We start from the raw sequence: 25,386 nt of genomic DNA on the forward strand, positions 1-25,386 counted from the left end.
TATTTTTATTTTGCTGAAATTCAGCATCTATAATTTTATATGGTTATCCCATTTTGACTTTCGCTGATAACTGTATCCATCTTAAATTACATATCGGAATTTGAATAATTCCGGAAGAGGCAATTGGCTCCCGATAGCTCGGGATTAGCCAGATTGTATGAAATTTTGTCCCGCTGGGCGGGACGAAAAGGAATAGCAAGAGGGTAACGGGCAGAGCCACGTTACATATTCCTTTTCGTTTATAAATCATTGATTTTCAATTACTTGAAAATTAATTGATTTTTTAGATTTCATCAATTTGCGTCAAATGCCCCGAAACCACCTGTAAACTGGGATGGATTTGCGTCAAATGCACAAAAAAGCGAAATAAATGGATTCATTCATCACCATCAGGTTCAAAAGGAAAACTGCCAAATGTTTTCAGGAATTTTCAAAAACTCATTTCAAATCGCATACCGATGCCATGGCAACTATGCTCGATTTTTTCTTTTACAATGAGATCTCTCCAAAGGAAAATTTTGGTCCGACAGGGCGAACCATAGAAGCCAACTTACTCAAAAGAATCAATGCAGTAATTGCTATAATGAGGGATGTTGAAAAGACCCAAACCAAGCCCACAGTTGCAATGATGGAATCTCTTTTTCAGACCGAAACACCAACAAAGAAACCGTTGATTTTAGAAAAGAAATTTATCGATAAACAGAAGAAAGTGCGCTTTAAAGAAAAGGAAAATCCAAACAACGAACTTTAAATTTTCGAGCTATGTACATCACAATTACACCCCAAAAAATGGGAGGCAATTATTCCAAGAGTTCAGCGGATTTTGTTGGTTATCTGGAGAAGGAAAACCAAGGATTGGAGCAACAGGATATGGAACATTTTTTTAACCAAAATGGCGACGAGATTTCAGCAGAGGAAGTGGTCAGGGAAATAGATAGTAATACGGCAAAACTTGAAAAGCACGAACCACGGTTTTATTCTATTACCGTAAGTCCTTCAAAATACGAACTGAAACGGTTGCAGAACCATAGTGAGGATTTGCAAAAATACACCCGTGAGATTATGAAGGATTATGTGGCTTCATTTAATCGTGAAATCAATGGGCGACCAATAACCATAGACGACATAAAATATTATGCAAAAATTGAACATCAACGAACATTCAAGGGAACGGACTTTCAGATAAAAGAAAACCAACCGTATGCCACAAAAATACTTCAACTAAAAACAGAAGTCCGAAATGTGAAAGATGGGCGAGCAGTAGGAAATGTGAAAAAATTGGAAAAAGAAATTGGGAAACTAGAAAGAGAAGCGCCGCATCAACAGAACGGAAAACGAATCGTACAGGAAATGCCAAAAGCAGGGAACCAAAGTCATATCCATATTATTGTGAGCCGGAAAGATGCGTCTAATAAATTCAGTTTGTCGCCTGGAAGTAAATACAAAGCTTCCGATGTTGAATTAAATGGTAAAACGGTAAAACGAGGATTTGATAGAGATGGATTTTTTACAAAAGCAGAAAAGACTTTTGACAAGACATTTGATTATCAAAGGAACTTCGCTGAAACTTATAAGGCAAGAAAGGATTTCATTAAGAATCCGAAAATCTATTTTGCTTCACTAATGAAACTGCCCACCAACGAAAAAGCATTGGCGTTCAAAATAATGGGCAAAAGTGGCATCCCGATGATGCCGACTATTCCTGTCACACAAGCACAACTGGCAATGAAAATTTTTAATAGGCTGCGACGTGGTGCTGAAGTGGCCATCAAATCGAGTTCTATCGGAATCTAATTTAAAATTATGCAAATGGACAATCTCGTAACAGTACTTTTTATTATTGGTTTGGCCAGCGGTGTTTTCTATGGGATGTATCGGATAAGTAGATATGCATTCATTTTTAATTTTCTTTTGCTCGGTGCTCTTGTGTTTTATTTGAACGAAGAATTCCGATTGGTTTTAATCGCACTCTATTTGGTTTGCCCTCTCACATTAAATAATTTGGGAATGTATGTTTTTCTGCACAAAACGGACAAGCCTAAAAATGGAAATGCCAAATATCAGGTAAACTTTGCCACCACCAAAGGAAACTTCAAATTGGACAATATAAAACGCGGTGCATCCGTCATTGGTTCTGCTGGAAGCGGAAAGACTGAAAGCGTGGTTTATGGATTCCTGAAACACTTTCGGAAGGAAGGTTTTTGCGGCATCATTCACGACTATAAAAATTTTGAACTAACTGAAATGGCTTATCCACTTTTCAAGAATGGGGATATCGCATTTAAGGTTATTTCCTTCGATAAAATCATCCACAGGGTAAATCCTATTGCGCCACGCTATTTAGAGAACGAGGAAAGCGTAAACGAGGTTTCAAGGGTGCTGATTGAGAATCTTTTGGAGCAACGGGAGTCTGGAACTACTGGAACGACCAAATTTTTTAATGATGCAGCGGAAGGATTGATAGGTGGGTTGATTTGGAAACTGAAAACTACATATCCAGAATACTGTACATTGCCCCATCTGATTGCTGTTTACCAATATCTAGACACGGACAGCCTAATCCGGTTTTTGGAAACCAATACAACCTCAAGGGCCATGGCAGATGCTTTTATCAGTGGCAAGGATTCCGAAAGGCAGACCGCTGGTGTAAAGAGCACTTTGGCAAACGCGCTGAAGCGCATCAGTACGCAACGTATTTTTATGGCATTGTCTGCGGATGAAGTGCCACTCAATATCAATAGTCCAGAAAATCCAACTGTGATTTCGATCGTGAACAACCCCAAATTCGAAACCTCCTATTCCCCAGTGATCGCTACCATTATTCACACCATAACCAAACAAATGAGTGTTCGTAATAGCGAGCCTTCTTTTCTCTTAATGGAAGAAGCACCGACCATTCGTTTATTGAATATGCACCGTATTCCCGCAACGTTGCGTAGTTATGACATTGCCACCATTTACGTGATGCAGGACAAGATTCAAAACGATATGATGTATGGCGATAAGGCGAGCAAGGCTATTTTGAGCAACCTTTCCTATCAATTTTTCGGTAAGGTAAATGATCCTGACACCGCAAAGTATTATGAGCGGTTTTTTGAGATTGTTAAAGATCCGACAAAAAGTATTAGCCGAGGTCACAATCTTGATTTTGATACTAGAATAACTACAGGAGAAAAGGAAATCCCGAAAATAAGAGCTGATGTTTTCTTTCGATTGAGACAGGGAGAGTTTGTTACCTATGCTGATGGAAAGGATAAGAAGGTGCAGTTTAAATTACAACCAATTCAAAGAGAGCTTCCAAAAGAATCTAATCAGTTTTCACAAGAGGATCTAGCAGCTAATTTTGAACGGATTTATGAAGAGTCTAAATCGATCTTTGGGTAGTGGATAATATCATAATTAATTTATTGCTATTGCATTTTATTGAATATGACTGTGTTAAATACTAAATACACTTTTATTTAGCTGGAATACAATAAGATGATGAATGTTTAAAGAGTGATGTAATACTAAAGTCTCGGCATAGTTTGCTATATTTGTATAAAATTCGAGATAGAGATTTGAGCCAATTTGATTATATAAAAGAAATAGCAAAGTATGGTTTAGAAAATGACCAGGAACGCTTATTGACTGTAATTAACGAACTTGTTGAACATTCTAAAAAGACTAAAAAGGTTAATTTCGCAATTCAATTGCAATCTATCCTTAAAGAGTCTATGCGACAACAAAGCACTAATAATTTGACCAAAGTTGGTTCTGATTCTTATTATCAGCGTCTTGATGATCGTGATATTCAAGATTTAATTCTTGAAAAAATTACTTCAGACTATTCTTTAGAGAACATTGTTGCAGATGAGGTAGTAATGGGGGAACTAAAACATTTTATTGAAGAGCACGATAAAATTGAATTACTTCAAAGATTCAATCTTCCCGTTTCCAATAAATTACTCTTGCACGGACCATCTGGTTGTGGTAAAACGCTTGCCTCTTACGTGATTGCTGGCGAACTCGATAAAATGATGGTAGTTGTTAATTTGGGAGCAATCGTCTCATCTAAATTAGGCGAAACAAGTAAAAACCTTTCCAAAATATTTAAGAAAGCAGCTCTTGAAGATTGCATAATCTTTATTGATGAATTTGATAGTCTAGGAAAAGTACGTGATTATAGTCAAGACCACGGCGAAATGAAGCGTGTGGTTAATACTATTCTTCAGTTATTTGATTATTTGCCTCAAAGCAGTATTGTTATTGCTGCCACGAATCAAAAGGAAATGTTAGATTCAGCATTGACGAGAAGATTTGATAGTATAATAGGATTTTCTTTACCTAATACGGAACAAATCAAAAACCTTGTTGAACTGACATTAAGTAAGAGTGGGTTTTTATTCAGTAATAAGAGGGAGGCGACTAATATTATGAAGCTGTGTGAAGGTTTGTCTTATTACAGTATTCAGAAAACTCTGCTCACTGCATTAAAGAGAAGTCTGTTTAAGCATAGTGATAGAGATATAAAGTCAATTACTAAAATTGATAGCCATATTTGGAAATCTCTTGTTATTGCAGAAAAGAAATCACTTGACATAAACGCTTAAATTTCCCCCTCCAAATCAGCTTCGGCTTCGGCTATATTTATTACTTCAACATTATTAATTGCTCTTAACTCGTCGTAAAGTCTACCAGTATTAGCTCTTAATTTTTCTTCAATTTTAAGAACAAGCGAGAAATTAAATTCTGTAGGATAATTCTCAATCTGAGATGCCATAATCTGATTCGATAATAAAGCTTGTACCGCCAGTTTAAAGGTTTTGCCTTCACTACGTAATTGAGAAACGTCAACATTGAATTCAATTTTCTGAACATTACTGTAAGGAGCAGGCGTTGATTTATCTCTAGCGGATTGTGACCAACTTAGTGTTGTGCGTAATTTTGAATTTAATTCTCGTTGTACTCTGTTAATGTCATCAGATGAATGATTTTTAAAAACACTAAAGGCCATATGTATTGGGCAATAGGTTAACTGATTATGCTGTAATGGCAAAAAGCTGAAACATAATGTAGCTGTTACTTTAAGGATACCATTTGTTTTACCAAGATTCGATGAAATTAAATAATCTGGAAAGTTAACAGGGTAAATTTTCTGTTCACCGCTTTGGATACTGTCTTCAAGAATCATTGTAACATTATTCTCATCTGAAAAAATGGTATTATCGACATCAATGACCCCATAGCCTGAGGTTCTGTTTAGTAAAGGTTTGTTGGCATCTGGATAGACTGTGTTTTTCAAAGATGCCCCATTAATTATCAATGCTTTTAATGTTTGCGACTTTAAATCTGGGTAAAGAATTTTAAGTTTTGCAGCAAGGTTAGCAGTTAGTGGAGCAGCTAAACTTGTTCCTATTTCTTTGGTGTAACCTAAAGCTGGATTAGACGATAATACGGACATCGCAGCGTTATCCATACGATCTATTGTGTTAGGGTTGTAAAATCCATAATCACCGCCACTTTCAATAACGTCTGGCTTGAAAAGATTTTTATTACGCTTCTTAACAGAATATATTGCAGCCAGATTAATATGGTCTGTACGAGTATAAATTGCAGGGAATTCTTTACCTGATGCGATACCATTAAAAGCACCATTATATAGACCATCTGCAGCTGCACCCACTGTCATATTATTCATTGAGTCTGCCGGCGTATTTAAGTTGGTGTGCTCATTATTAAAGTAGTTTAGGTCATAATCATTATTTTCGTTCATTGCTAGATCATTATTTCCTATGCTTATAAAAATTAAACTATCAGTTTCGTGTGCAAACTTATCTAGTTCGAAGGTGTAGTTAGAAAATGCTTCGTTCGTTTTCTTGTGGGTTTTATAGCAAATTGTTAACACGAAAATACTTAAATGTGGATATTCATTTTTTGCTTTATATAGTAGTTCAATTACTTTTTTTTCAGAAAGGTAGCCATCACCACTTCCTATTAATTTTATAGAAAGTAATTTTGCATCTGCATAAATCTCGCCTTCAAAATTAGTGCTATGGTTGTGTCTTCCTAGTGCAGCAAGGGCGCCTACCATTGTGCCGTGTCCATCGTTTCCACAGTTATCAATTAATGGATTGCCATCTAGCGTAAAAGTGTCATCTTGTAAGGTAATACTGGATAGAGGTGTTTGCATACTTATTCCGGTATCTAAGATTCCAATTAAAGGAAGCTCTTCATCTGCATTTACAATTTCAAAACCATAAGCTCTGCTCGGTATATTATATATTCCAGGCCGTACCACTCCAGAAAGGGAGGAGGTTATGCTCTCTATAACATCAAAATTTTGAGCAATCACAATAAGCTCATTTAATGTAACGTCGAAAAGCTCTAATCTGTTTGTCTCTCTATCAATAACATATTCGATTAGATGTTCATTTAAGTACAACCTTAATGCTTCAATGATGCTATTCTCAATTTCTGCATTTGCAGGAAGTTCGATTGTTTTTATCACAACTACGTTCCCGAGAGTCTCAGCATCTACTCGCAGTACGTCGCTCAATGTGAGTAACTTAAAGTTTTTTACAAAAAGTATGTTTTTATTGTAAGCTGCCTCTGCATTATTCTCTAAACCTCTATTAATTAATCCTTCTACACTTGTTATAAATACCTGAAATTTGTCGTGATCTGCAATAGAAAATAGTGCCGTTCTATTGAAGTTTGTGAAGCTTACTCCTTCAAGACCAAATGTATTGTACCAAATGCTATAGTATTTTTCCAAATGAAATTGACCCATAAAGTCTACCTCTACATAGTCTACGTCATAAGGGACATTAATAGTCTCATCTTTTGCTCTTGCTTTCACTTCTAGGTCACTTAGATACGATTGTAAATCATCCCGAAAAGCTCTTGCCATAAATATATAATTTGGCTCTGGATTTGCTTCATCGTCGTTGTTTCCGAAACCGTAATTGAACTTTACCTGTCCAGATTCCTCTAGCTGTCTATCTGCAATGATTCTTAAGTGATTCTTATTTGGCATAATTCGTTAATATAATTTTTTGATTATTCTTCACAATTCTAAATTCTTCATCACTCAGATCATACAACCTATAAAACAGTGGTCTATCTTAGGCTCTTAGTATATTTTATACATCGTAATTATTCCTTTGTACATTGTTTTTTAATAGCTTTTTAAGACTTATAAAGTTTCCTTCTTCATATTAGCCAATACGCAGTTTCTTTATATTCAAAGAAGCCTAAGAACCGACCTTCACAAACGTAACCTCACAAGCCTTACATACCCGTCGTTCTTGGATGTATTCATTGATATCATACCAACCACCAGTTTTTTGCCAAATATCTAGTCCTCTCCCTAAAATCACTTTCCATCCGTTATTCATTTCAATAGATCTGTCGTGAATAAAATCGTCAAACTCATAGGAAAATAGGATGCCCATTGATTCCAAAGAATAACGCATTTGCTCAAAAGCATCTTTCGCATTTTCTATAAACTCTTCATTATTACTTGTTACTAAGTGAAGTTTAACTTCTGTGTCTGGATCTTTCTTTTCGCTAATCAGTTTTGCTAGTTCCATAAAGTTGCGCAACTGATAGGGTAGCCTAATGTATGGGTCTGTAATATGAAAATCAGTGGCATTTAATAGGTAAGCTCCAAACAAATTATCGTATGAAATACCAGACTGATTATCTCTAATTATTTTTTGCCCAGGTTCTAGTGATAAAATAACGTTTTCAGATTTCTTTGGTTGACTGTTCTCAGCCACGTCACTTTGGGGTATCGAAGGTTTTATTTCATTTTCAATCTCTTCTAGTGTCAAGATAGAAAAATGTTCTCCTGTTGATTTACTAACGTAACTAAAATCGACTTCTTCAAAGGTTTCGTCCATTTTGCGAAGTTGATCCTTAACCCGCTTTCTATTTTCAATAGCGAAATCTAAAATTTCTTTCGCATCAGCTTCAGTGAAATCATTATCAGGGTAGATTATTTTTAGTAGACCAGCGAAAGTTTTGGCAATTGATGTTTTATCTCGGGTAGTAATGGTACTCGATAATTCAAAGTATTTAGTATAATCGTGTGTTCTATCTTCTTTCCTTAGGTTCTTTAATACTTCAGCAAGGTAATCTACGATAAAACCGTATTGCGACGTAAACATTTCATTTCGTAATTTCTGAACTTCCCATCCTGGAAGATATCCGTGCATACGGTCAAGGAAAGCGGTATCATAATAATCTTTAGGTAAGGCCTCAAAAAGATCGCTATGTTTCATCATATATTTTACTGAATGGTCTGTGTTTCCAACAAACACCATTGAAGCTGATGCACCATATACTTGAGTCCCTCTGGAAAAGGATTTATTAGCCATATAATTTTTCATTATATCCACTAAGCCACGATCTACTCGTTTTGTTTTTCCGGCAAATTCATCATAGGCAACAACGTCCCAATATCCAACCAGCCCTATGTCTCCTGTACTATTATTCACAAATAATTTAGCCTTTGAAACCTCTCCACCAGATATTAAAATTCCGTGTGGCGACATTTCAGAATAAATATGGGATTTACCTGTTCCCTTTGGACCGAGTTCAATGAGGTTATAATTATTCTCTACAAATGGAACAAGTCTGGTTAATTGCAGCAGTTTTGAACGAAATGTAAATTCTTCCGGATTAAGACCAATAGATTGCAATAAAACATCCATCCATTCTTCCTTGTCAAAATGTTTCCGAGCGCCTTTATATTCTTCAATATCTACATTGGAAACTTGAATGGGTTTTAAACTCTCTACCATCCAAGGCGTGTGATCTCTTTCTTCTGAAGGAAAATATCCCAAAGTTAAAATACACCAAACCCCGCTAGACAGTAATTTCTGGTGTTCTTTGATAAGTGCATCAGAAATAGGAACACGATTTAAACCTAAATTCGCAAATGATGCTTCATATCTATCCTGTCTGTCATTAAGTTGAACAGCCACTTTATCTATAATTCGATGAGATCCTTTTTCTCGGATAGTCGATTTGATTATTTGAGACTCATCTCTATGCACAAAATGTTTAGCGATGATATTCTTGACCGTTTCTACGCCGTGCTCAATAGTCGCTTCATCATCTGTAGCGCAGTATTGTCCCAATAAGTATTCGAGAACATACGTAGGAACTATGGCGTTACCTTTTACTAATTTCGTTAAATCCTTTCGAACTACCTTACCTGCAAAGTGCTCGTTTATTTTTACATTGAGTGCGTTCATAGGTTTCAAAATTCATCAAAATCGTTAGTGAAAGAGATATTAAGGGTGTAATAATACTCTTTGTAAACTCTCCATTTGTTTGCGCGATCCATTGGTTCTTCCAATACCAGTTTTACACGTTGATTTTTATATTTACCACTGGCTTGAGCAGTTAATTGGAATCTGTTTTTAACTTCTCGCTGTCGTTGGTTTTCTTCTTGAATATCGAAGGTGTAAATAAACTGATCACTTAACAAAGTGCCATCTTCTGCTTGAATGGATGCTTTAATTTTCCTTTCCAACATAGTGTCATCTACTTGCTCCGTTTGAATAAAGGAAACAGCGAGTAGGTTAGTAGTAATCTTATCGGTAGATTTAATAATATCGATTTCCACCTGAGCTGTGGTGTCCTGGCGCTTTTTATTGACTTTTAATACCGGTAATACAATTTCTTGTAAAGAGGCACCTCCGTGAACAAATTTAGAACCAGATCCACTTACGCGTAATCTATTAATAGATTTTGGAATGAGTCCATTTCCGTTGCTGGTTAAACCAAGTTGGTTGTGGGTAAAGGACTTTACTGCTTCATTGCCTTTTATGTCAGTTCCAAGAATGAACCTTCTATTCAATTTATCTACTTCGCCTTCTATTTCAGCTTCAGTAAAATCGCTTTCCTCTAGAGTTTGATATTGATATAAGAAACCGTGATCTGAAGTAATAATCATATTATTACCATTCATATTAGAAATCTTCTTTAATAGATCAATCAGATAATCAAACTCTCTTTCAACGGCTTCAAATACTTTGTCTTGTGTTGTAGTGTCATCACCAGTATCATCTATATCATTATGATAGATATATATAACATCATATTGTTTTACAAAGTCTCTACCTGTGGTATTTGCGCTAAATTTCATAAAATCCTCTGCTAATATTGCAGTTGCACGAGCCCCGGAATTTTTAGCCAAAATTTTTGATCGCGCAGAAATACCCATAGAACTCATTTCATCCACGAGAATTAAATCTGAGCCTTTTTTTACTGACAATTCTTTGTGGGGAAGTAAGGATGCCATACCTAACTGCGTATAAGAAGGTAGTGAGGCTATAGAGCCTTCAAGTTCGCTGTCATATCTGTTTTCTTGTGCTAATCGTTTATTTAGTTCCACGCCGCACTCATAGCGTAATGCATCAGATATAATAACAAAGACACGCTGTTTTTTATCTACAAACGGTTTAATATGTTTCTTAAAAAACTGTCTTTGACTAAAGGGTTCATTTACAGGCCAAGTGTCTATATTATTAATTACAGATTGCCATTTATCAGTATAATGAAGTAACCAATCATTGGTATATAATTTTTCTGCTTTTTGAGCCAATCCACCTAATATGTTGTCTTGATTGGATCTTCTATAGTTTAGAATAAACTTTCTATATAGATAATCAATTTCATAAAGCGACGTCGTGTATTGCTCTAAACCATTTTCAATAGAGGTAAAATCAACTTTAAGTTTTTGAATCTGATATTGCAGTTGTGAAGCAAAAGATACACTTTCGTAGAATGCCACAAAATGCGGGTTATACCAAAACGTATGTTCTCTTTGTTTTACAATGTTCTGTAAGGTCTCATTTGAAATTTCATTTGTAATTAAGCGCTGAACGAGATCGTGAATTATTTTCTTATCTGTGAGTTTAAATAATTCATCATTTACCACTTTTTCTAATGGCAACGTATTGAGAACACTTTCTATTTGAAGATCATTTGCTATTTGCGAAGAGATTTTATCAAAACCATCTCGGTATGTGATTGTATCTTTCCATAGGGAAAGTAGAAGTCTTGTCTCCTTAGAAAGCTTAGGTGCAACGGTTATATTAAAGTTATCTGAAAAAGCCTCTAGAAGAAAATCATAGATAGATGGCGTTTTACTTGTGTATTTATACTTATTTAGAATTTGGGTCCAGTAAAAACCGGATAGCTCATAACGCTCTAAATCCCGTTGCAACTTTTCATTGCCATTGGCAAAAGCTGTCCCGTGGGAGTGAATAAATGTATTGAGATTAACGTAGTCTGTATCCAGCGTTACTGCAACCATTTTGTAACGAATGTCTCTATGGGAATCTCCTTTCCCTAGTAATTCTTTTAATTTATCAATTCGCTCTTTTGATTTAAAAAATAAAATGTGTTCTGCTACTAATTCCTTAAAACTGAACTCTAAACCTAAATCTTGAAGAATAATAGCTTCTTGATCGGTATGGAAAATATGATGCGCCAATTCTAAATCCAGTAACCAATTCTCATTGGGTTTAGGTTTAGGAGTATTGCTATAGACTAGAAATTTAATTTTAGACCTATTAGATGTAATCTTATATTTTATTTCAAATTCATTACCCTGTATATGGCACTTCTCAACACTATTTAACGCTAGTGCGTCAAAGTTTTCTTTTAATTCATTGCGTTCATCATACCAAAAAATCACATCGTGATCTTGGAATTTTTTTTCTAACGCTTCTTGTATTTTTATGCTCATAACTTACTGTATCGTGCTGGCATCTATCCAATCAAATTTCCTCACTTTATCCTTTGCCTTTTTATCATTTAAGCCTGAAACTGGTTTGATGATAGTTCCAAACTTATTATAGTTAACAAGCACGCCATCGTCTAAATCTATGGCGATACGCTCTGTAGCTAGTTTAAATAACTCACGGTCGTATTCTTGTAGCTCAATGACTACTTTGTTGATACGGGCTTGTTCTTTTTCTGCGCTGACTTTTTCTCTATCTGTACCCACATTTTTAACGTGATCCAATTGTTTGTCTTGAGCTTTTAATTTCTCTAGATATTCTTTGAGATACCCGTTAAGTACGGTGTTAAGCGTGTTTGGTGTGTAGCGGTGCATATAGATTAACGCGTTAAATGCACCAGAAGGCGATGAGAACATCCAGTAGATAGGCCGTTTTTTATAACGCTTGATATGATCTGTATAAAAAGTCTTTAAAAAGTACTTGCGTATATCGCCCACGCAGTCTTCTACAAAAGCTAGGTTTTTATCAAAATGGGGAATGCCAAAGGTAGCTTTCAAAAAGGCATAAAAACGACCTACGATATCATCTTCAAACCACTCATTGTCTAGTATTGGGATAACATTATCATCATCTGGTAAGAAAGACACTTCGACTGCGCTCAGTGTGACATTGTTGAGGTAATCCTCGAGTGTTTCTCCTTGATTGGCAAGAACTAAACCTGGTTTATCCAAGCTGTAACGTCCAAACATACAACCTACAGCATAACTTATAAACTGCGCCATAATTTCACTTTCGCGGAAGACTAAAGCACCTTTCTTAATTGTGGTCTCTTCTTTAAGGATTGTAATATCTTTTAGTGGAACTTCTGGTGTTAACTCATCTTGTAAGCCATAGATTTCTATAAAGTGGCGATTGAGTTCTTCTTCATTTTTATGCAGCGCAAAGAATTTATTTTGCCAGTATTGGCAATAGCTATCGTAGGCTTCTTGTAAGTCTTGACCTTTTATGCGGATGAGTCCGTTTTGTTGGAAGTCAGGAGAAACCTCTTTTGTATTTAATTCCAATTTTGAAATATTAATGGAGTTTTTCACTTTTTCAACTACACCTGAGTTCACTGATTTATTTAAAGGCAGTTTTCTAATTACCCCTGGAGAAGCGTTTAATGTCGGATTAAATAAATTTAATAATTTAGCAGCAACTTTCGTATTTAGAAATCCGAGAAGTTCGTAGTCTATGATATTTTCTTTTGAATAAATTGATAAGCCTGCGGAATCAAAAACAAAACCTTTGGGATAGTATCTAAAAGTATTAGTTGAAGAAGTAATTTTAGACCACGACAATGAAGGCTTGTAATAAAATCTTTGTCCGTCGTGACGAAAACCTTTCAGCTTATTCATTTCGCATAAACTAGTTTCATTATAATTTATAATGTTACTGTGGTTTCCAAACCATTTTCTTGCTTCCCCTCCTTTATTATGCATTTTAAATTTGAATTCATTTGGAAAACCGTCATATCCGTTCCAAATCTTAGAATTTGCGACCTCTGTCCATTCATAAATATACTCTGCATTACGACCAGTACAAATTCCTGCCACTATATCTGATTCTGTATTAATAGTCTTAAGTTGACTTAAGTAATCGATAAAATCTTTTTTTAACCAATAACCAATAGGACTTTGAGTAATTTTATTGAAATTTATTTGATTTGATTTAAAATAGATATTTGAAGGTTTAATCAATTCCTTCATAAGCCGAGTTCGCTTCTGTTCTGAATTTTTTATTTCGGTCAACCGAATAAAAATTCCCGTTTGCGACGATTTAATTTTGTTAAATACAAATGATGTATTCTGAACCACCTCTCCGCCAATTTCAGGAAATGTTCTTGATCCTAAATGCAGCATTGAATCAAAATGAATGGTTTCAATCAGGTACTCTCGCAATTTCTCATAGCTACTTAAAAACATCCAACTATGTTGATTAATCATTCCTAAAAACCCTTTTGGCTTTAAGGCAGCGATTCCAGCTTCCATAAAACAAGCCATTAGATCTGCTTTGCTTCTTGGGTAATTTACTTTTACAAAATCTGCGAGTGCTTTATTCATATTGCCACCACCCATATATGGTGGATTATCTACCACACAATGATATTTTCGTGAAAGCGCACTTAATTGTACAATGGCCTGTAAAATGCCCCTTAGGTTATGCCCGTGAAAAAGGTCGCTATTATTAGCTTTTTTAGCTAAAGAAGCTCTTGTTTTTTCTAAATCATTTGCAGTTGCTTGTGGTATAATAAGCGACCCTAAATTGGTTGCTTGTTGCATTGTTTTAAGGTCGTGCAATAATGCATCACTCAATTCTTCATCTACTGCACTAAAAGTTGCTTTTATGTCTTCTTCAGTAATCTGTAAATCTTGATAACAAGAAATATTAGGTGTAATGTCCTTTTTAAACACACGACGATAATAGTGTCTTGCCTTCAACATTAATGCTAACCCAGCAAGTTGTGCGGCACGCGTATCTATTTCAAAACCAAAGAGGTTTTTTTCTATAATGTGTGTTGGGATATCACTTTTGTTATAACCTTCTTCTTCATAAATTATAGAAAGTAATTCAAAGCCATAAACGAGTATGTGGCCACTACCACAAGCTTGGTCCAGGAGTGTAATATCTTCTACGCTATCAATTTTGAGGTAATCGTCTGCCGTAACACTAGGCGATTCTATAAAATAGGGCATATAGTCGCGCAGTTTAGATTGTGGGTTATTTTGCATCCACAATTTACCCACGGTGTTTTGAACCATATATTCTACAATCCATCGCGGTGTAAATAACTGCGTTGCTGCGGGTATGTCCTCTTTTTTTACTTTGCTTTTACTGGCAAATACCTGATCCTTTTTTTCTGAAATGTAAAATTGATAAAGCCAACCTATGATTTCCACTTCTGCGCAATCTTCTGGCTTCATCCCAATCCTAATATCTTCTATGATAGAAAAACTAGAAATAAGATCGTCCGGCAACAACAACTCTGCATAATCATCAATCTTTTCAAACAGAAAAGGAAGGGTTTTGCTTAAATGATTGCACGCCCCAACCAATAGCGCTGCGTAGGCTTCATTTTGAGCATCGGTACTTGGTATTTTACCATCGAGCAAATCATAAATACGTTGGTGTTGTACTGGTAATTCTTCAGGAATATTACCTTGTTTGGCTTCTTGTAATATTGCGGGTAGTGTTCCACCTTCCATAGGACTTACCACAGAGACTCCTATAGGTTCATAGCCATTCACATCCATAAAACGTAAGGCTACAAAGCGGTTAAACCAAGTGTAGGCAACGGTGTCTATCACTTCAGGTTTGGACGTTTTATTAATGGCTTCTTGTAACTTTTTTAAATGGCCCGCTTTTTCGCGTAATTCTACACTATCCGTGGTCAAAACCTTTTCAAGTTTTGCACCAATCTGGTCTATGAGTTTTACGCGGGCGTCTTGCGCAAAGCGTTTTAGTTGGTTGGTGTTCATTGTTTTATTACTGGTTATTACAGGTTGTGGGGTATCGGTTATCAGTTATCAGTTGTCGGTTGTGGGATTGACTCAATTTTTTTATTTCAGTTTACTGTTTCCTAAGTTACTCCGAAGTTTTCTTGCTTTTCTCCGAAGCTTCTCCGAAGTTTTTTTAATGGTTCATTTAATGGTTCATAATAGGTCACTCCATATTATTATCTGTTTTTAAAGTCCAATAGCCGCCGAAATCTGCACCTATACGTTCTATAATATTTTCAGTTCTTAGTTTTGTGAAATAATTTTCTACTGATCTGTCGCTCACCCCTATGATTTTAGCTGCTTCTTTAGCGGTAATATCTTTATTAAAAATGATGAGAAGTAGCAAAACCACAACATTGTCTCCGAAGTCTCTCCGAAATCTCTCCGAAGTTACTCCGAAGTTTTTTTAATGGTTCATAATAGGTCATTCCTTACTCTTATCTGTTTTTAAAGTCCAATAGCCTCCGAATGTTGGGCTTCCAACCCGTTCTATCACGTTAGCTTCTTTGAGTTTTGTTAAGTAGGTTTCCACAGTTCTATCACTAACACCTATCGTTTTTGCTGCTTCTTTTGCGGTTGTATTTTTATCAAAAATGATAAGTAATAATAAAACCACTGTGTTGTCTCCGAAGTGTTCCCGAAGTGTTCCCGAAGTGTTTCCGAAGTGTTCCCGAAGTGTTTCCGAAGTGTTTCCGAAATGTTCCGAAGTATATTGAATAAAACTGTCATAATTATCCCTCAGAAACTCCATAACATACGCTATGTCAGTAGGTTCTTTATTAAGTTCGATTTGAAGTCTCTCTAAAGTCTCTCTGAAGTCTCTTCCAAGGGTCTCTGAAGTTTTAGTGCTTTCTTCTTCCGCGTGTGTGTATAATTTAAGGATGGTCGCATCAAAACTAATGTCATATTCAGGCGCTGTATTATTATAAGTCTTCCAGTTTGCTTCTATGCGGTCAAAACCATAGCCTGCATTTTCTGCAAGACGTACCATTCTGAATAATTTTGTGATGAGTGGATTTCGTGGCAGGGATAAATCTTTTGCTTTTAACTCTTCAATTGGTTTAGGCAATCCGCCAGGGTTATAAAACTCAATATGGTTTGTAAATATGCGTATGCGTGAGTGCGCAGGGGCAAAGTAATCGGCGTGCATTAGCATATTTACAAGTGCTTCACGTATGGCTTTTAAACCGGGGGAGAGTTCTTGGCCAAAACCTTGATCTGTTAACTGAAATTCAACATCAACCTCTGGCTTTAAGCGTTTAAAACATTCAAAATAATAATCCCAAAGGTTTTCAAATTCACCTAAGCGAAAACTATAGTTTGAACTTGCTTCGGAAATGGATTTACCTTCTATTTCTAATAAATCAATTCTAAAATCTGGAAAATGCTTTTCTATAGTATCTCGTTTTCCTAGAAACAAAAGCCCCGAGTAGGTGAGTTGCCCATTATCCAGAATACGCAGTTTTGAAAGGAAAACATCTTCATCAAAACGGTTGTAGCTCACATCTGGATTAAAGCGCGCCATATAATCTCGATATTGCTTGAGTGATGTAGCGTGAATATCATCTTTAGACGTATTGGGTGCCAGTTCAGATGTTTTTGTGCCAAAGCTTTGGTCTCTATAAAAGGCATCTATTTCATTTTTACGTGCTTTTTGATCGCTGCTCGATCTGCGAATAAACGTATTAGCTTGTGTATTGTAATACACAGGTTTTTGGGCCGAAACGGGAATGTAAAATGCTAGAACTGTTTTGCCATCAATAACATAACGCTGCTGTTTTGTATCTACAAAAACATTAAACTTCTCACCTCGAAGGGTATTTAAAAAGTCCTGTTCTATTTTTTCGGCATTTGTAACGCCTTGAATTTCATAGTTATTACCAATTTCTTTAATCCCAAAAACTAGCCAGCCTCCCGAAGTATTTGAAAAAGCACTCACAGTTTCCCAACAAGACTTGGGTACGGCAGCCTTCGCTTCCTTAACCTCAAAATCTTCCCATTCCAGATCATTTAATTTTGCTATGAGTTCCTTTTTGGTCATCTACTTTAAGTTGATTTTAATATTTTCGTTTATACGCTTTAAAAATGCTTCTCGAAGTGCTTCTACATATTCGTTTACATCATCTTCAGACACTAATTCATTCTTTTTATAATCGACGTGAATTTGCGAGCGTCTTATATATTTTGCTATGGGTTCTGCAGCTTTACCTTCTTCTTTTTTTGGTGCAGCCATATTGGCCATAAGGTTTAAGGCATCTGTATGGATTTGAGATAATTGCTGTTTAGATTGCCTGATGTTTGCTATAAAGCGCTCATTTAATATGGCGTTTTTCTTATCGCTTAAAACTTTGACGACATTCAATCGCTGATCTGTATCCAATGTTTTAAAAGCAGATCGATTATTTATATCATCTATATATTCTTCTGCTGCAGCTATAAAACCAGTCTTTTCTTCCTTAATAAGCTCCAATACTTTTTTAGACAATTCATCTTTTGCCGCTTTTGCCAGCTGTACACCGCTTCCTTTGTAAGGAGTATCACTTTCTATTAGCGTTTTGAGTGTGTCCAACTCATCACTTTGAATGTAGTCGAAGTTTGCGGTATTGCCTTCTAATAGCGCTTTAACATCGTCATAAATATTGCGTTGCTCTCCATTCATAAAACGTTGAATAGGGGAGAGTAGGTCTTCTTTAGTGTCTAATAATTCATCTTCAAACTCAGAGAGCTTTGTGATGAAATAGCTGTACTCTTTCTTTGACCAGCGGTCTAATTTTCCTGAAAACGGCTCCAGACTTTTAAGAAATGGATACGACTGTTTGCGAGCCAGTAGTTGATCTACATCGATACGCATTTGTATAAGTCTTTCCTTAAATGCTGAAGCAACATCTTTTGCCTCACGCAAGGAGCAACTTTCATCGAAGGCATCTTTGTATGCATCTTTCAATTTCTTAACAGCGGTTGCATCAAAAGTAGCTTGCGGATCTAGAATGGTGTTACCATGATGGGAACTATTTAAAAGTGCGTTTAAAAATGGTTCGTTCTCTAAAAGATTAGAATCCTGTTTTGCCTCAATTTTTCCTCTTTTATAGAGCTTTGCCGTAACAGTCCAAATAGCATTTGGATACCAGCCATAAGGTTTTTTAATAAATACATTTTTAATATCATTGAGCGTTGTACGATCGCTCCGATTTTTTCGCTTTAAAATCTCACTTAAAATCTCACCTTCCGCCTCAGAAATAGTGGTATCATCATTTGTAAACAGCGCATCTGGCGATGTGCGAATGGTATTCTTAATAGTATCTTCAGAAAAGGAAACAGATTTCAGCATACGCAAATTAGGGTACACTATGGCAACCAGTTTTTGAAACGCATTGATAACGCGGGTTTTTCCGTCATTGGAATTTGTCATCTCCAATTTACTTCCATTTAGGAATACTTGTGACTCTGCTAATGCTTTGTTGGCCATAAGAATCAAATTCTTCTTGCGGATTACATTTTGCATTGACTTTTCTTGAAGGATACGAGCTACTTGAGGTCTTGTTCCAGAACCTCTATTTTGCATTTCATATTTTGCTGTTTTGATAAACATTCTTACGTCGTGCATAAAAGTCGCGTTGGAGGCAAGGACTAGCTTCATACCTGTGCTTCCCATAGTTTGGGATTGTATGAAAGCTTCATTATCATAATCTTGATAATTATCAGTAATAATCTCTACTTCCAGTTCCTTCTCACGACCGAAGAAACTACCGTCTATTTTACTTGTAAAATCATAATCCTGTTTGTTCTCAAGATATTTTATTTTGTTATCTCTTATTATTTCATCAAAAAGAATCTCTTTGAGCAACTGAGTAATTGCTTGCTCATCAATATCCGTGTTTTTTATTTCTTCTTCTACATCCTTTTCATCATCAGTTAAAAACTCAAAAATATCGCCGTTGCGTTGCACATAACTTTGATTTTCTAGAATAGTCAATGCAGTATCAATCTTGGCTTCGTGTTCTTTAAGGTTAACGTTAATATCGTCTATGAGCAATACCGAAATATTACGTTTTGTTGTTTTAAAATTTCCAAAATACTTTACCAGAAACAATGCTTTAAGAACCTTTACAGCAAAGCGGTCGTCCAATTGTTTTTCGGCAAGAATGATAGATTGCTGTATTTCTCCACGTAGTTCATTACGAATGCCCTCGAACATTAGATCGAAACTTACGAGCGCATTTTTATCACGTTCTTGAATGGCTTTAATCACCTGTTGAAATACACCCAGCATAGAACGTTCTCCTACCGATGCGTGTTTTCCTTGAAAGGCGTTATGATTTGATAACGCAATTCTACACTGCTGGAATAAATCGAACTGATATGGGACAAATGGAAATTTATTTGCGTAATCATTATTGTCTTTATAGCCTCTAAACTGAACGCCAGCTTCGGAAAATGACAATAAGGATTCTAAGTGAGGTCCATTTTTTTTGTGCGCATTGGCTAATTCTTCTTGTGCCTTATCATTTTTATCAAGCAAGCGCTTTTCAATTACTTCATCTACGTTGGCAGAAGTAAGCGGTATTTTTATTTTGAATCGTGCCTGAATACGGGAAAAGTCATTTTGTTGGCTCTTGTTCATATCGCCTACAACAGTTTCCATATCCTCTTGAGAGGTAACTAAAAGCCAAGAATTACCTTTTGTCTTGGTTGCTAATGTTTCTGCAATGGTTTGCAGGTTCAGCATTAACTTGGTATTGTCACTTATGTATTGACCTACTTCGTCTACAAAGAAATTTAACCTAAAACCTTTAGGTTTTGAATCAATATAAGTTTTTACGCGGTTGCAAAAATCTTCAATGGACTGTTTGTTTTTATCTTCTAATTCGTCAAGAATATTCTCATATTTTTCAGGGCTCTCATTAAATACAGTTGCTAAAATATCTTTTACCTCCAAAACGAAATATTCTAAACGATCTACTTCCCAAGATGTATCATTTACCTTCTTATATTCAGTTTTAAAAGCTTCATATTTTCCTTTTCCATCCAGCCACATTTCGAACTCTGCTACGTGAGGTTGAAAGCCGTAATATCCTAAATGATCATAGAACACTTTGTAGAATACAGATAGAATCGCATTAGGATCTTCTTTACTGGTAATCTGTGCTTGTTGATCAATATTGAATAATATAGACTCGGATGGAATACGTGTGGCGTTTAAAATATCACCTTTGAGCATCTCGTCGTTGTCTACTTTTTCCGCAAACAACTCTCCAGATTTCCAGCCATCGTGTTCTTTGTTTTCTAATACGTAAGACAAGATTTTTAATAAGTGAGATTTACCACTTCCGAAGAAACCAGAGATCCAAACACCATTTGCACCGGCATAATCATTATAGGCTTGAAAGAAGTCTCTAATTTTCTTTCCTATTTCATTAGTAATAACATATTCAGTGACTTCTGTAGAAATGTTATCACGGTCATCTGCCTTAATAACTGTTTCAATAGGACGGTCTATAGGTTTTTCAAAATATTGTTTTATCATAGTTTAGCTTCTATTTTATCCATATTAAATGCACGGTAGTAATTGTCATCTTTTAATAAACCAAAAAGGTTTAATGTATGGCCGTTATAATCTCCAGGAAAGAAAGCAACTGTGGGTGCTTCTTTTGCGATATTTTGAAGATTGTTAAGTACATTATGAGAACGTATAAACGGAAATACGAGACCTATTCCTGTTAAGAAATACACCTTTGCACTATTAGATTCTATTTTTTGTTTTATTAGTGGCATCAGTACTTGATGCATATTAAGAGAAGATTGTAATGCGCTTAAAAACTTGTCTTTAGATTTTGCTTTTTCAACTTTGAACATTCGTTCCATTCCACCTTTAGATTCTAAAATCTCGCAAGCAAGATGGTATAGGTTTAACTCTAAAATTGGCACTCCTTTATTTTCTAACTTCTTTTTCAATAAACGTATTTCTTCTCTACAAGCAATTTCATCGTCAGCTTTGTAAGAGGAAATAAAAAAGGGAATTTCTCCACCTAATGATTCTTTGTTCAGAAAATTTGATGAAGAAATGACATTAAACAAATGTTCAAATTTATGTGTAAGATTCCCCATACTTAAGCTTTTAAATTTTCAATATCAAAATCACTCAATAAGAAAATTTTGAATAATTCCGCGTTGTCTGCGAGTATAGCTTTTCTTGTTTCAGATTCTATAATTTGTGGTTGTATCATTTTTGATCTTACATTGTTTATCAGTCCTGCTTGTTCTAATATTTTGAAGGTAACTTGCTTTACTTTCTTTTGTGTAACTTCTGTTAGTTTATTCATTTCTGGATGGTATTCTGCTTTGCGACGAAAGAAAGAGATGTAATCACCATCTGTGATTTCGTAATCATATACTAGGTATTTTTCACGAACTACCTCAATGATAAAATCACGAATGAAATGGAAATGTTTACAAGCGGCAATAAATGTTATTTCATTCTGAACCTTATAGCTACCTTCCAATAACGCTTTTATCTGACCCTTAGTCAATGTGTCAATCCATTTATACATCTCTTTAAAATAGCGCCTACCAGTAGCTTTTTTGCCGTTACCTAGGGCGCTTTCAACATCTTCAACGGAATTTTCAAATAGATGCTTGGCTACAAGCACAAATTCTCTTGTGCGTAGGGAAGCCGCAGTAAATGAAAAATTATATTTCTTTTCTGCAATCATTGTTGCGTTAGCTCTTTTAGAGGTATTTCAAGTAATTCACTAATTTTCTGATAGTTTTTTAGGCTAGGCTCACTCTTGCCTTTTACCCAATTACTAACGGAAACTTGGCTTACACCAATTTTATTGGCTAGCCATTTTTGTTTTACACCTTTTGATTCGAGAAGTTCTTTAAGCATATTCAGTTTAATAAAAATTAAAGTTTGTCTTCATTGTAAATATAGAAAATTTGCTTTAACAAAAATAAAAATTCATCAAATTATGCTGGTGTAATATTTTAAAAACAAATAATATCAGAAATAGATTTATTAAATGACCCAAATGGATTCTGTAATATCATTGCCTATCACAGCCTAATGGGATCCGTAAATATTAAGTTTTAAAAAATAATGGATGGGTAATTGGAATAATAAAATGAGTACTGTAGACAGAGAACTCGCACAAGAAATCGTGCATTATGAGGCAAGTAAATACAAAAGATGGTTTACCAAACAGTTAAAGTTGATGCGTATTTCCTCAAAAAAAGCAGATGCGGTATTAAAAACACTTTTATTTTTTGGAGGATCTCAGTAGAGGGTTTGATGTTAAACTGTTTTTTTATTTTAAAAAGGTCCTCTTTCTCTAGGTCCTTTACTAGAAACCTTCCATTGGCTATTCTCTTTAATCAATTTAAAAACACCAGGCTTCTCGTCATAGGAGGTATTGTACTTAATCCAAGCTGTATCACCATTGACGCTTTCATCTAAGATTTCCACGTTGACTTTTTTGTTGTTTTCAGGCACCATATCTTGAATCATCAAAAGCCCGCTATAGCCATCGGCAGTAGTGTACTTTTTCATAGTATTGTTATCCTTTTCGTAGAAGCTTTTTAGAACTATTTTTGCGGTTTCAGCAGGTGAAAGGTTCTTATTCTGAGAACACGAAATAAATAAAAGTATGACTGAAAAAATGAATATTCTTTTCATAACAGTATCAGTTTGGATTATTAATATATCGATGTGATATTTTCAGTTCTATGTTTCTTTCGCCATGTTTTTCGTTCAGTTCCAAAATTGCCCTGCGGTCATTCGATACTGAAAACTTAGACATCACATAAACGAATCGTACGGTTTCGTTTTCTCTGATTTTCGTTGGCTGATTATATTTGAAAACAGGTTCTTGATTCAACCGTTGTAAGGATTTCCTCTTTCCCTTTTGCCGTGTTTCAATCGATAGATTTAAAAAATTTAAATCGTAATCCAAACTGGAAGTATTTTCAATCTGGATAACAAAGTAGAGTTCTTCTTTATCAAAAACAATAGTCTCTACACTTAAGACAATATCTTCAGTTTGATTCTTAATCCGACCGATGCGCTGTTTTCTGTCCAGAAGATACCTACAGAACTTTTCATAATAATACGTACCGTAATCAACACTTTTCTCAGTGGTTTCAACAGGGATCGAATCCTTTACTTTTGGCTTTTCATTCCCAATACTACTGGAGATTGGAATGAAATAATTGAGCTTTGAAAGTTTTGCTTTATACCTTATAATATACGAAAAAACGGAGCCATCTTTATTGACTATCAGAAGATTGCTTTCTTTCCCTTGTTTTGCCTGGAGCAATCCAAAATACTGTTCTTTTTCACGATTGTAGGTAAAGACAAAATTCTCTGCCCCAGTTATTCCCTGTCGAATAGGTTCAGGGAAAAATAGCGCAACGTTTTTGGTGTCGTTCGCATAAATAGTGTCCAAAACTTGGGGTGTTCTTATTGAATCTTGGGCTGAGCAAAGTTGTGGTAAAAACGTGCAAATAAGAAGAACTGAAATAATAATAGAATTTTTCATAAGAATCAGATTTTAAATTTCAATTAGGCCTATGGCCTTGGTTTTATAATTAATTTGTAATTGTTCAATACAGTGACTTTTACGCTTCGATTGTTCCGTTTAAGTATCTTGGTAATTCCACCGACTTGCGGAACCGATGGGATGTTGATATCGCCAATGATATCATCCAGAACTTCATTGGTGGCTTCAGAGCGGAAATTATTTTCGATATAAATCCCTTCACTGCCATCTTGTAGGTCAAAAGCTTTGAGATTTGTGGCATGATGATCGATATTCTGAATGTTAATTAAAGCGCGATTGGGCTGAAAGCTGATAAATCCGAAGACAAGCGTGTTCTTTGGCACCAGTCTATTGTTGATTATTGCTGCTTTCGTGAGCCGCAATCGCAATCGGGCATTTGCCTTTACAATTTGATCGCCATCTACAACTACATAAATACTCTCATCGGTATGGCCGAGTGTGGCACTGTCATTTGGCTTTGGCGAAGCGGCAAAAAACAATTGATGTTCCAAACCAAGTTCTTTGGCCTGAATTTTTTGTTCTGTCCTGATTTCGGAGGAATCAATTTTTTCCTTATCATTTCGAGTCACTTTCTCTTTTCCGAAGTTTTGATAGCGTTTCTCGGAGTATTTGATTTTACCGGAGCTGTAAATACTATCCACAATGCGTTCTTTTTCTCGTTGTGGCAAATCGGGATCGTAAATGCCCAAAGTATCAATCAGTTTTTCATCATAGATGCTGGGTGCGTTGGTTTCCCGCACTTCCTTCAAATCATTGATGGCATCCAATTTTGAATCATACTGTTTTTGATTTTCCTTTAAATCCGGGATCAAGGTTTGCTTGAGGTTCTCATTGTCACTTTTATCATTTCCCATGATCATGAGTGAATAGGAAATGAGGAAAAGGAAAATCACGGCCAATACTGTTGCAAAGACTATTTTATTTTTTTCTATTTTCATTTTGAATTTTTTTTAGAGTGTTTTCGAAGTAATCGGTAATCAATAATCCGTGTGGATTGTTGGGGAAGTTTCGGTCCACCATGATCAGGTTTCCGGTGGAGACCAATTCATAGGTGTCGGTTATGACGCCTCTGTTGATTTCAAAAATGGTGGTGGTCGTGAAACTATATGTTCCATTCTCTTCCTTCAAATTGGAATCAATATTGAGGACTTTTTGAACCAATGAGTATTGTAACAATCGATTATAGACGCCATCCGCTTTTTTCTGACGATAGAGGTTGTCCACAGAACTATTCCCTAACCAAAGTGCTTTTTTTAAGTTCCGTTCATAGTTGCTGGCATCAATGTTATAGAAATAATTGTGGAACTGTTCTAAATGTGCCAATGCTTCTACAGTGAAATTTTCCTTTTGAGAGACGAGCTTTAGTGGAATAATACTGCCATCGGTATTTATGGCAAAGGCACTATTGAGCGCATTTTTATTGGTGGTAAAAGCCATCCAAAGTGAAAATGTGCTGGATAACAAAGCACACACGATAGCTGTTAAAACTATGAGCCGGTTTAACTTTAGGATGCCATATATATTTTTATAAGGAGTTTTCATTTGACT

At 35.6% G+C, this 25,386-nt stretch carries 19 protein-coding genes; 5 read left to right on the forward strand and 14 right to left on the reverse strand.

The genetic code is table 11. The features are described 5' to 3' along the window. Nucleotides 1-370: 370 nt before the first annotated feature. From JEM65_RS13185 to JEM65_RS13200, 4 genes are all read left to right on the forward strand, one after another. Nucleotides 371-751, forward strand: coding sequence for a BfmA/BtgA family mobilization protein (locus tag JEM65_RS13185; RefSeq protein ID WP_199600277.1), 381 nt, complete (start codon nucleotides 371-373; stop codon nucleotides 749-751). An 11-nt stretch (nucleotides 752-762) separates the two neighbouring features. Continuing rightward, complete coding sequence (mobB, locus tag JEM65_RS13190) at nucleotides 763-1,794, forward strand: MobB family relaxase (protein ID WP_199600279.1); 1,032 nt, start codon at nucleotides 763-765, stop codon at nucleotides 1,792-1,794. Nucleotides 1,795-1,803: 9 nt separating this feature from the next. Beyond that, on the forward strand, nucleotides 1,804-3,384 hold the full coding sequence (locus JEM65_RS13195; protein ID WP_199600281.1) for a type IV secretory system conjugative DNA transfer family protein: 1,581 nt from the start codon (nucleotides 1,804-1,806) through the stop codon (nucleotides 3,382-3,384). A 176-nt stretch (nucleotides 3,385-3,560) separates the two neighbouring features. Continuing rightward, nucleotides 3,561-4,592 carry an AAA family ATPase gene (locus JEM65_RS13200; protein ID WP_199600283.1) on the forward strand — a complete coding sequence of 344 codons (1,032 nt, stop codon included), beginning with the start codon at nucleotides 3,561-3,563 and terminating at the stop codon, nucleotides 4,590-4,592. Here the strand turns inward: JEM65_RS13200 and JEM65_RS13205 are convergent. The 10 genes from JEM65_RS13205 to JEM65_RS13250 all read right to left on the reverse strand — a co-directional run bounded on the left by JEM65_RS13205 (nucleotide 4,589) and on the right by JEM65_RS13250 (nucleotide 22,169). Beyond that, nucleotides 4,589-7,018: a S8 family serine peptidase gene (locus JEM65_RS13205; protein WP_199600285.1), complete on the reverse strand. Its 2,430-nt coding sequence runs from the start codon at nucleotides 7,016-7,018 to the stop codon at nucleotides 4,589-4,591. The two genes, JEM65_RS13200 and JEM65_RS13205, sit on opposite strands and share 4 nt — an antisense overlap. Before the next feature lie 217 nt (nucleotides 7,019-7,235). Beyond that, entirely contained in the window at nucleotides 7,236-9,245 is a 2,010-nt protein-coding gene (brxL, locus tag JEM65_RS13210; RefSeq protein ID WP_199600295.1) for a BREX system Lon protease-like protein BrxL, read from the reverse strand. Nucleotides 9,246-9,250: 5 nt separating this feature from the next. Then, entirely contained in the window at nucleotides 9,251-11,749 is a 2,499-nt protein-coding gene (pglZ, locus tag JEM65_RS13215; protein WP_199600299.1) for a BREX-1 system phosphatase PglZ type A, read from the reverse strand. A gap of 3 nt (nucleotides 11,750-11,752) precedes the next feature. Continuing rightward, entirely contained in the window at nucleotides 11,753-15,262 is a 3,510-nt protein-coding gene (gene pglX, locus JEM65_RS13220; RefSeq protein WP_199600301.1) for a BREX-1 system adenine-specific DNA-methyltransferase PglX, read from the reverse strand. Between the two features lie 184 nt (nucleotides 15,263-15,446). Further along, nucleotides 15,447-15,629, reverse strand: coding sequence for a hypothetical protein (locus JEM65_RS13225; RefSeq protein WP_199600303.1), 183 nt, complete (start codon nucleotides 15,627-15,629; stop codon nucleotides 15,447-15,449). A gap of 78 nt (nucleotides 15,630-15,707) precedes the next feature. After that, nucleotides 15,708-17,324: an RNA-binding domain-containing protein gene (locus tag JEM65_RS13230; RefSeq protein WP_199600305.1), complete on the reverse strand. Its 1,617-nt coding sequence runs from the start codon at nucleotides 17,322-17,324 to the stop codon at nucleotides 15,708-15,710. Continuing rightward, on the reverse strand, nucleotides 17,325-20,807 hold the full coding sequence (gene brxC, locus JEM65_RS13235; protein ID WP_199600307.1) for a BREX system P-loop protein BrxC: 3,483 nt from the start codon (nucleotides 20,805-20,807) through the stop codon (nucleotides 17,325-17,327). Then, entirely contained in the window at nucleotides 20,804-21,388 is a 585-nt protein-coding gene (locus tag JEM65_RS13240; protein WP_199600309.1) for a DUF1788 domain-containing protein, read from the reverse strand. Before JEM65_RS13240 ends, brxC begins: the two co-directional genes overlap by 4 nt. A 2-nt stretch (nucleotides 21,389-21,390) precedes the next feature. Beyond that, a complete protein-coding gene (locus JEM65_RS13245; protein ID WP_199600311.1) occupies nucleotides 21,391-21,993 on the reverse strand; it encodes a DUF1819 family protein in 603 nt (200 codons plus the stop codon). Continuing rightward, a complete protein-coding gene (locus tag JEM65_RS13250; RefSeq protein WP_199600313.1) occupies nucleotides 21,990-22,169 on the reverse strand; it encodes a helix-turn-helix transcriptional regulator in 180 nt (59 codons plus the stop codon). The genes JEM65_RS13245 and JEM65_RS13250 overlap by 4 nt, the downstream gene beginning before the upstream one ends. 214 nt (nucleotides 22,170-22,383) lie before the next feature. On the opposite strand from JEM65_RS13250, the gene JEM65_RS13255 reads away from it, so the two are divergent. Beyond that, on the forward strand, nucleotides 22,384-22,563 hold the full coding sequence (locus tag JEM65_RS13255; RefSeq protein WP_199600314.1) for a hypothetical protein: 180 nt from the start codon (nucleotides 22,384-22,386) through the stop codon (nucleotides 22,561-22,563). Nucleotides 22,564-22,592: 29 nt separating this feature from the next. On the opposite strand, the gene JEM65_RS13260 is transcribed toward JEM65_RS13255, so the two are convergent. The 4 genes from JEM65_RS13260 to JEM65_RS13275 are packed head-to-tail and all read right to left on the reverse strand — an operon-like array spanning nucleotide 22,593 to nucleotide 25,380. Next, entirely contained in the window at nucleotides 22,593-22,955 is a 363-nt protein-coding gene (locus tag JEM65_RS13260) for a hypothetical protein (protein WP_199600315.1), read from the reverse strand. A gap of 7 nt (nucleotides 22,956-22,962) precedes the next feature. Beyond that, a complete protein-coding gene (locus tag JEM65_RS13265) occupies nucleotides 22,963-23,817 on the reverse strand; it encodes a DUF4138 domain-containing protein (protein ID WP_199600317.1) in 855 nt (284 codons plus the stop codon). 29 nt (nucleotides 23,818-23,846) lie between these two features. Beyond that, nucleotides 23,847-24,776 carry a conjugative transposon protein TraM gene (gene traM / locus JEM65_RS13270; RefSeq protein WP_199600321.1) on the reverse strand — a complete coding sequence of 310 codons (930 nt, stop codon included), beginning with the start codon at nucleotides 24,774-24,776 and terminating at the stop codon, nucleotides 23,847-23,849. After that, nucleotides 24,757-25,380, reverse strand: a complete 624-nt coding sequence (locus JEM65_RS13275; protein WP_199600323.1) for a conjugal transfer protein TraK — start codon at nucleotides 25,378-25,380, stop codon at nucleotides 24,757-24,759. The genes traM and JEM65_RS13275 overlap by 20 nt, the downstream gene beginning before the upstream one ends. Nucleotides 25,381-25,386 lie beyond the last annotated feature (6 nt).

The sequence above is a fragment of the Gelidibacter salicanalis genome, assembly GCF_016469035.1.
In the GTDB taxonomy this organism is placed as follows: domain Bacteria; phylum Bacteroidota; class Bacteroidia; order Flavobacteriales; family Flavobacteriaceae; genus Gelidibacter; species Gelidibacter salicanalis_A.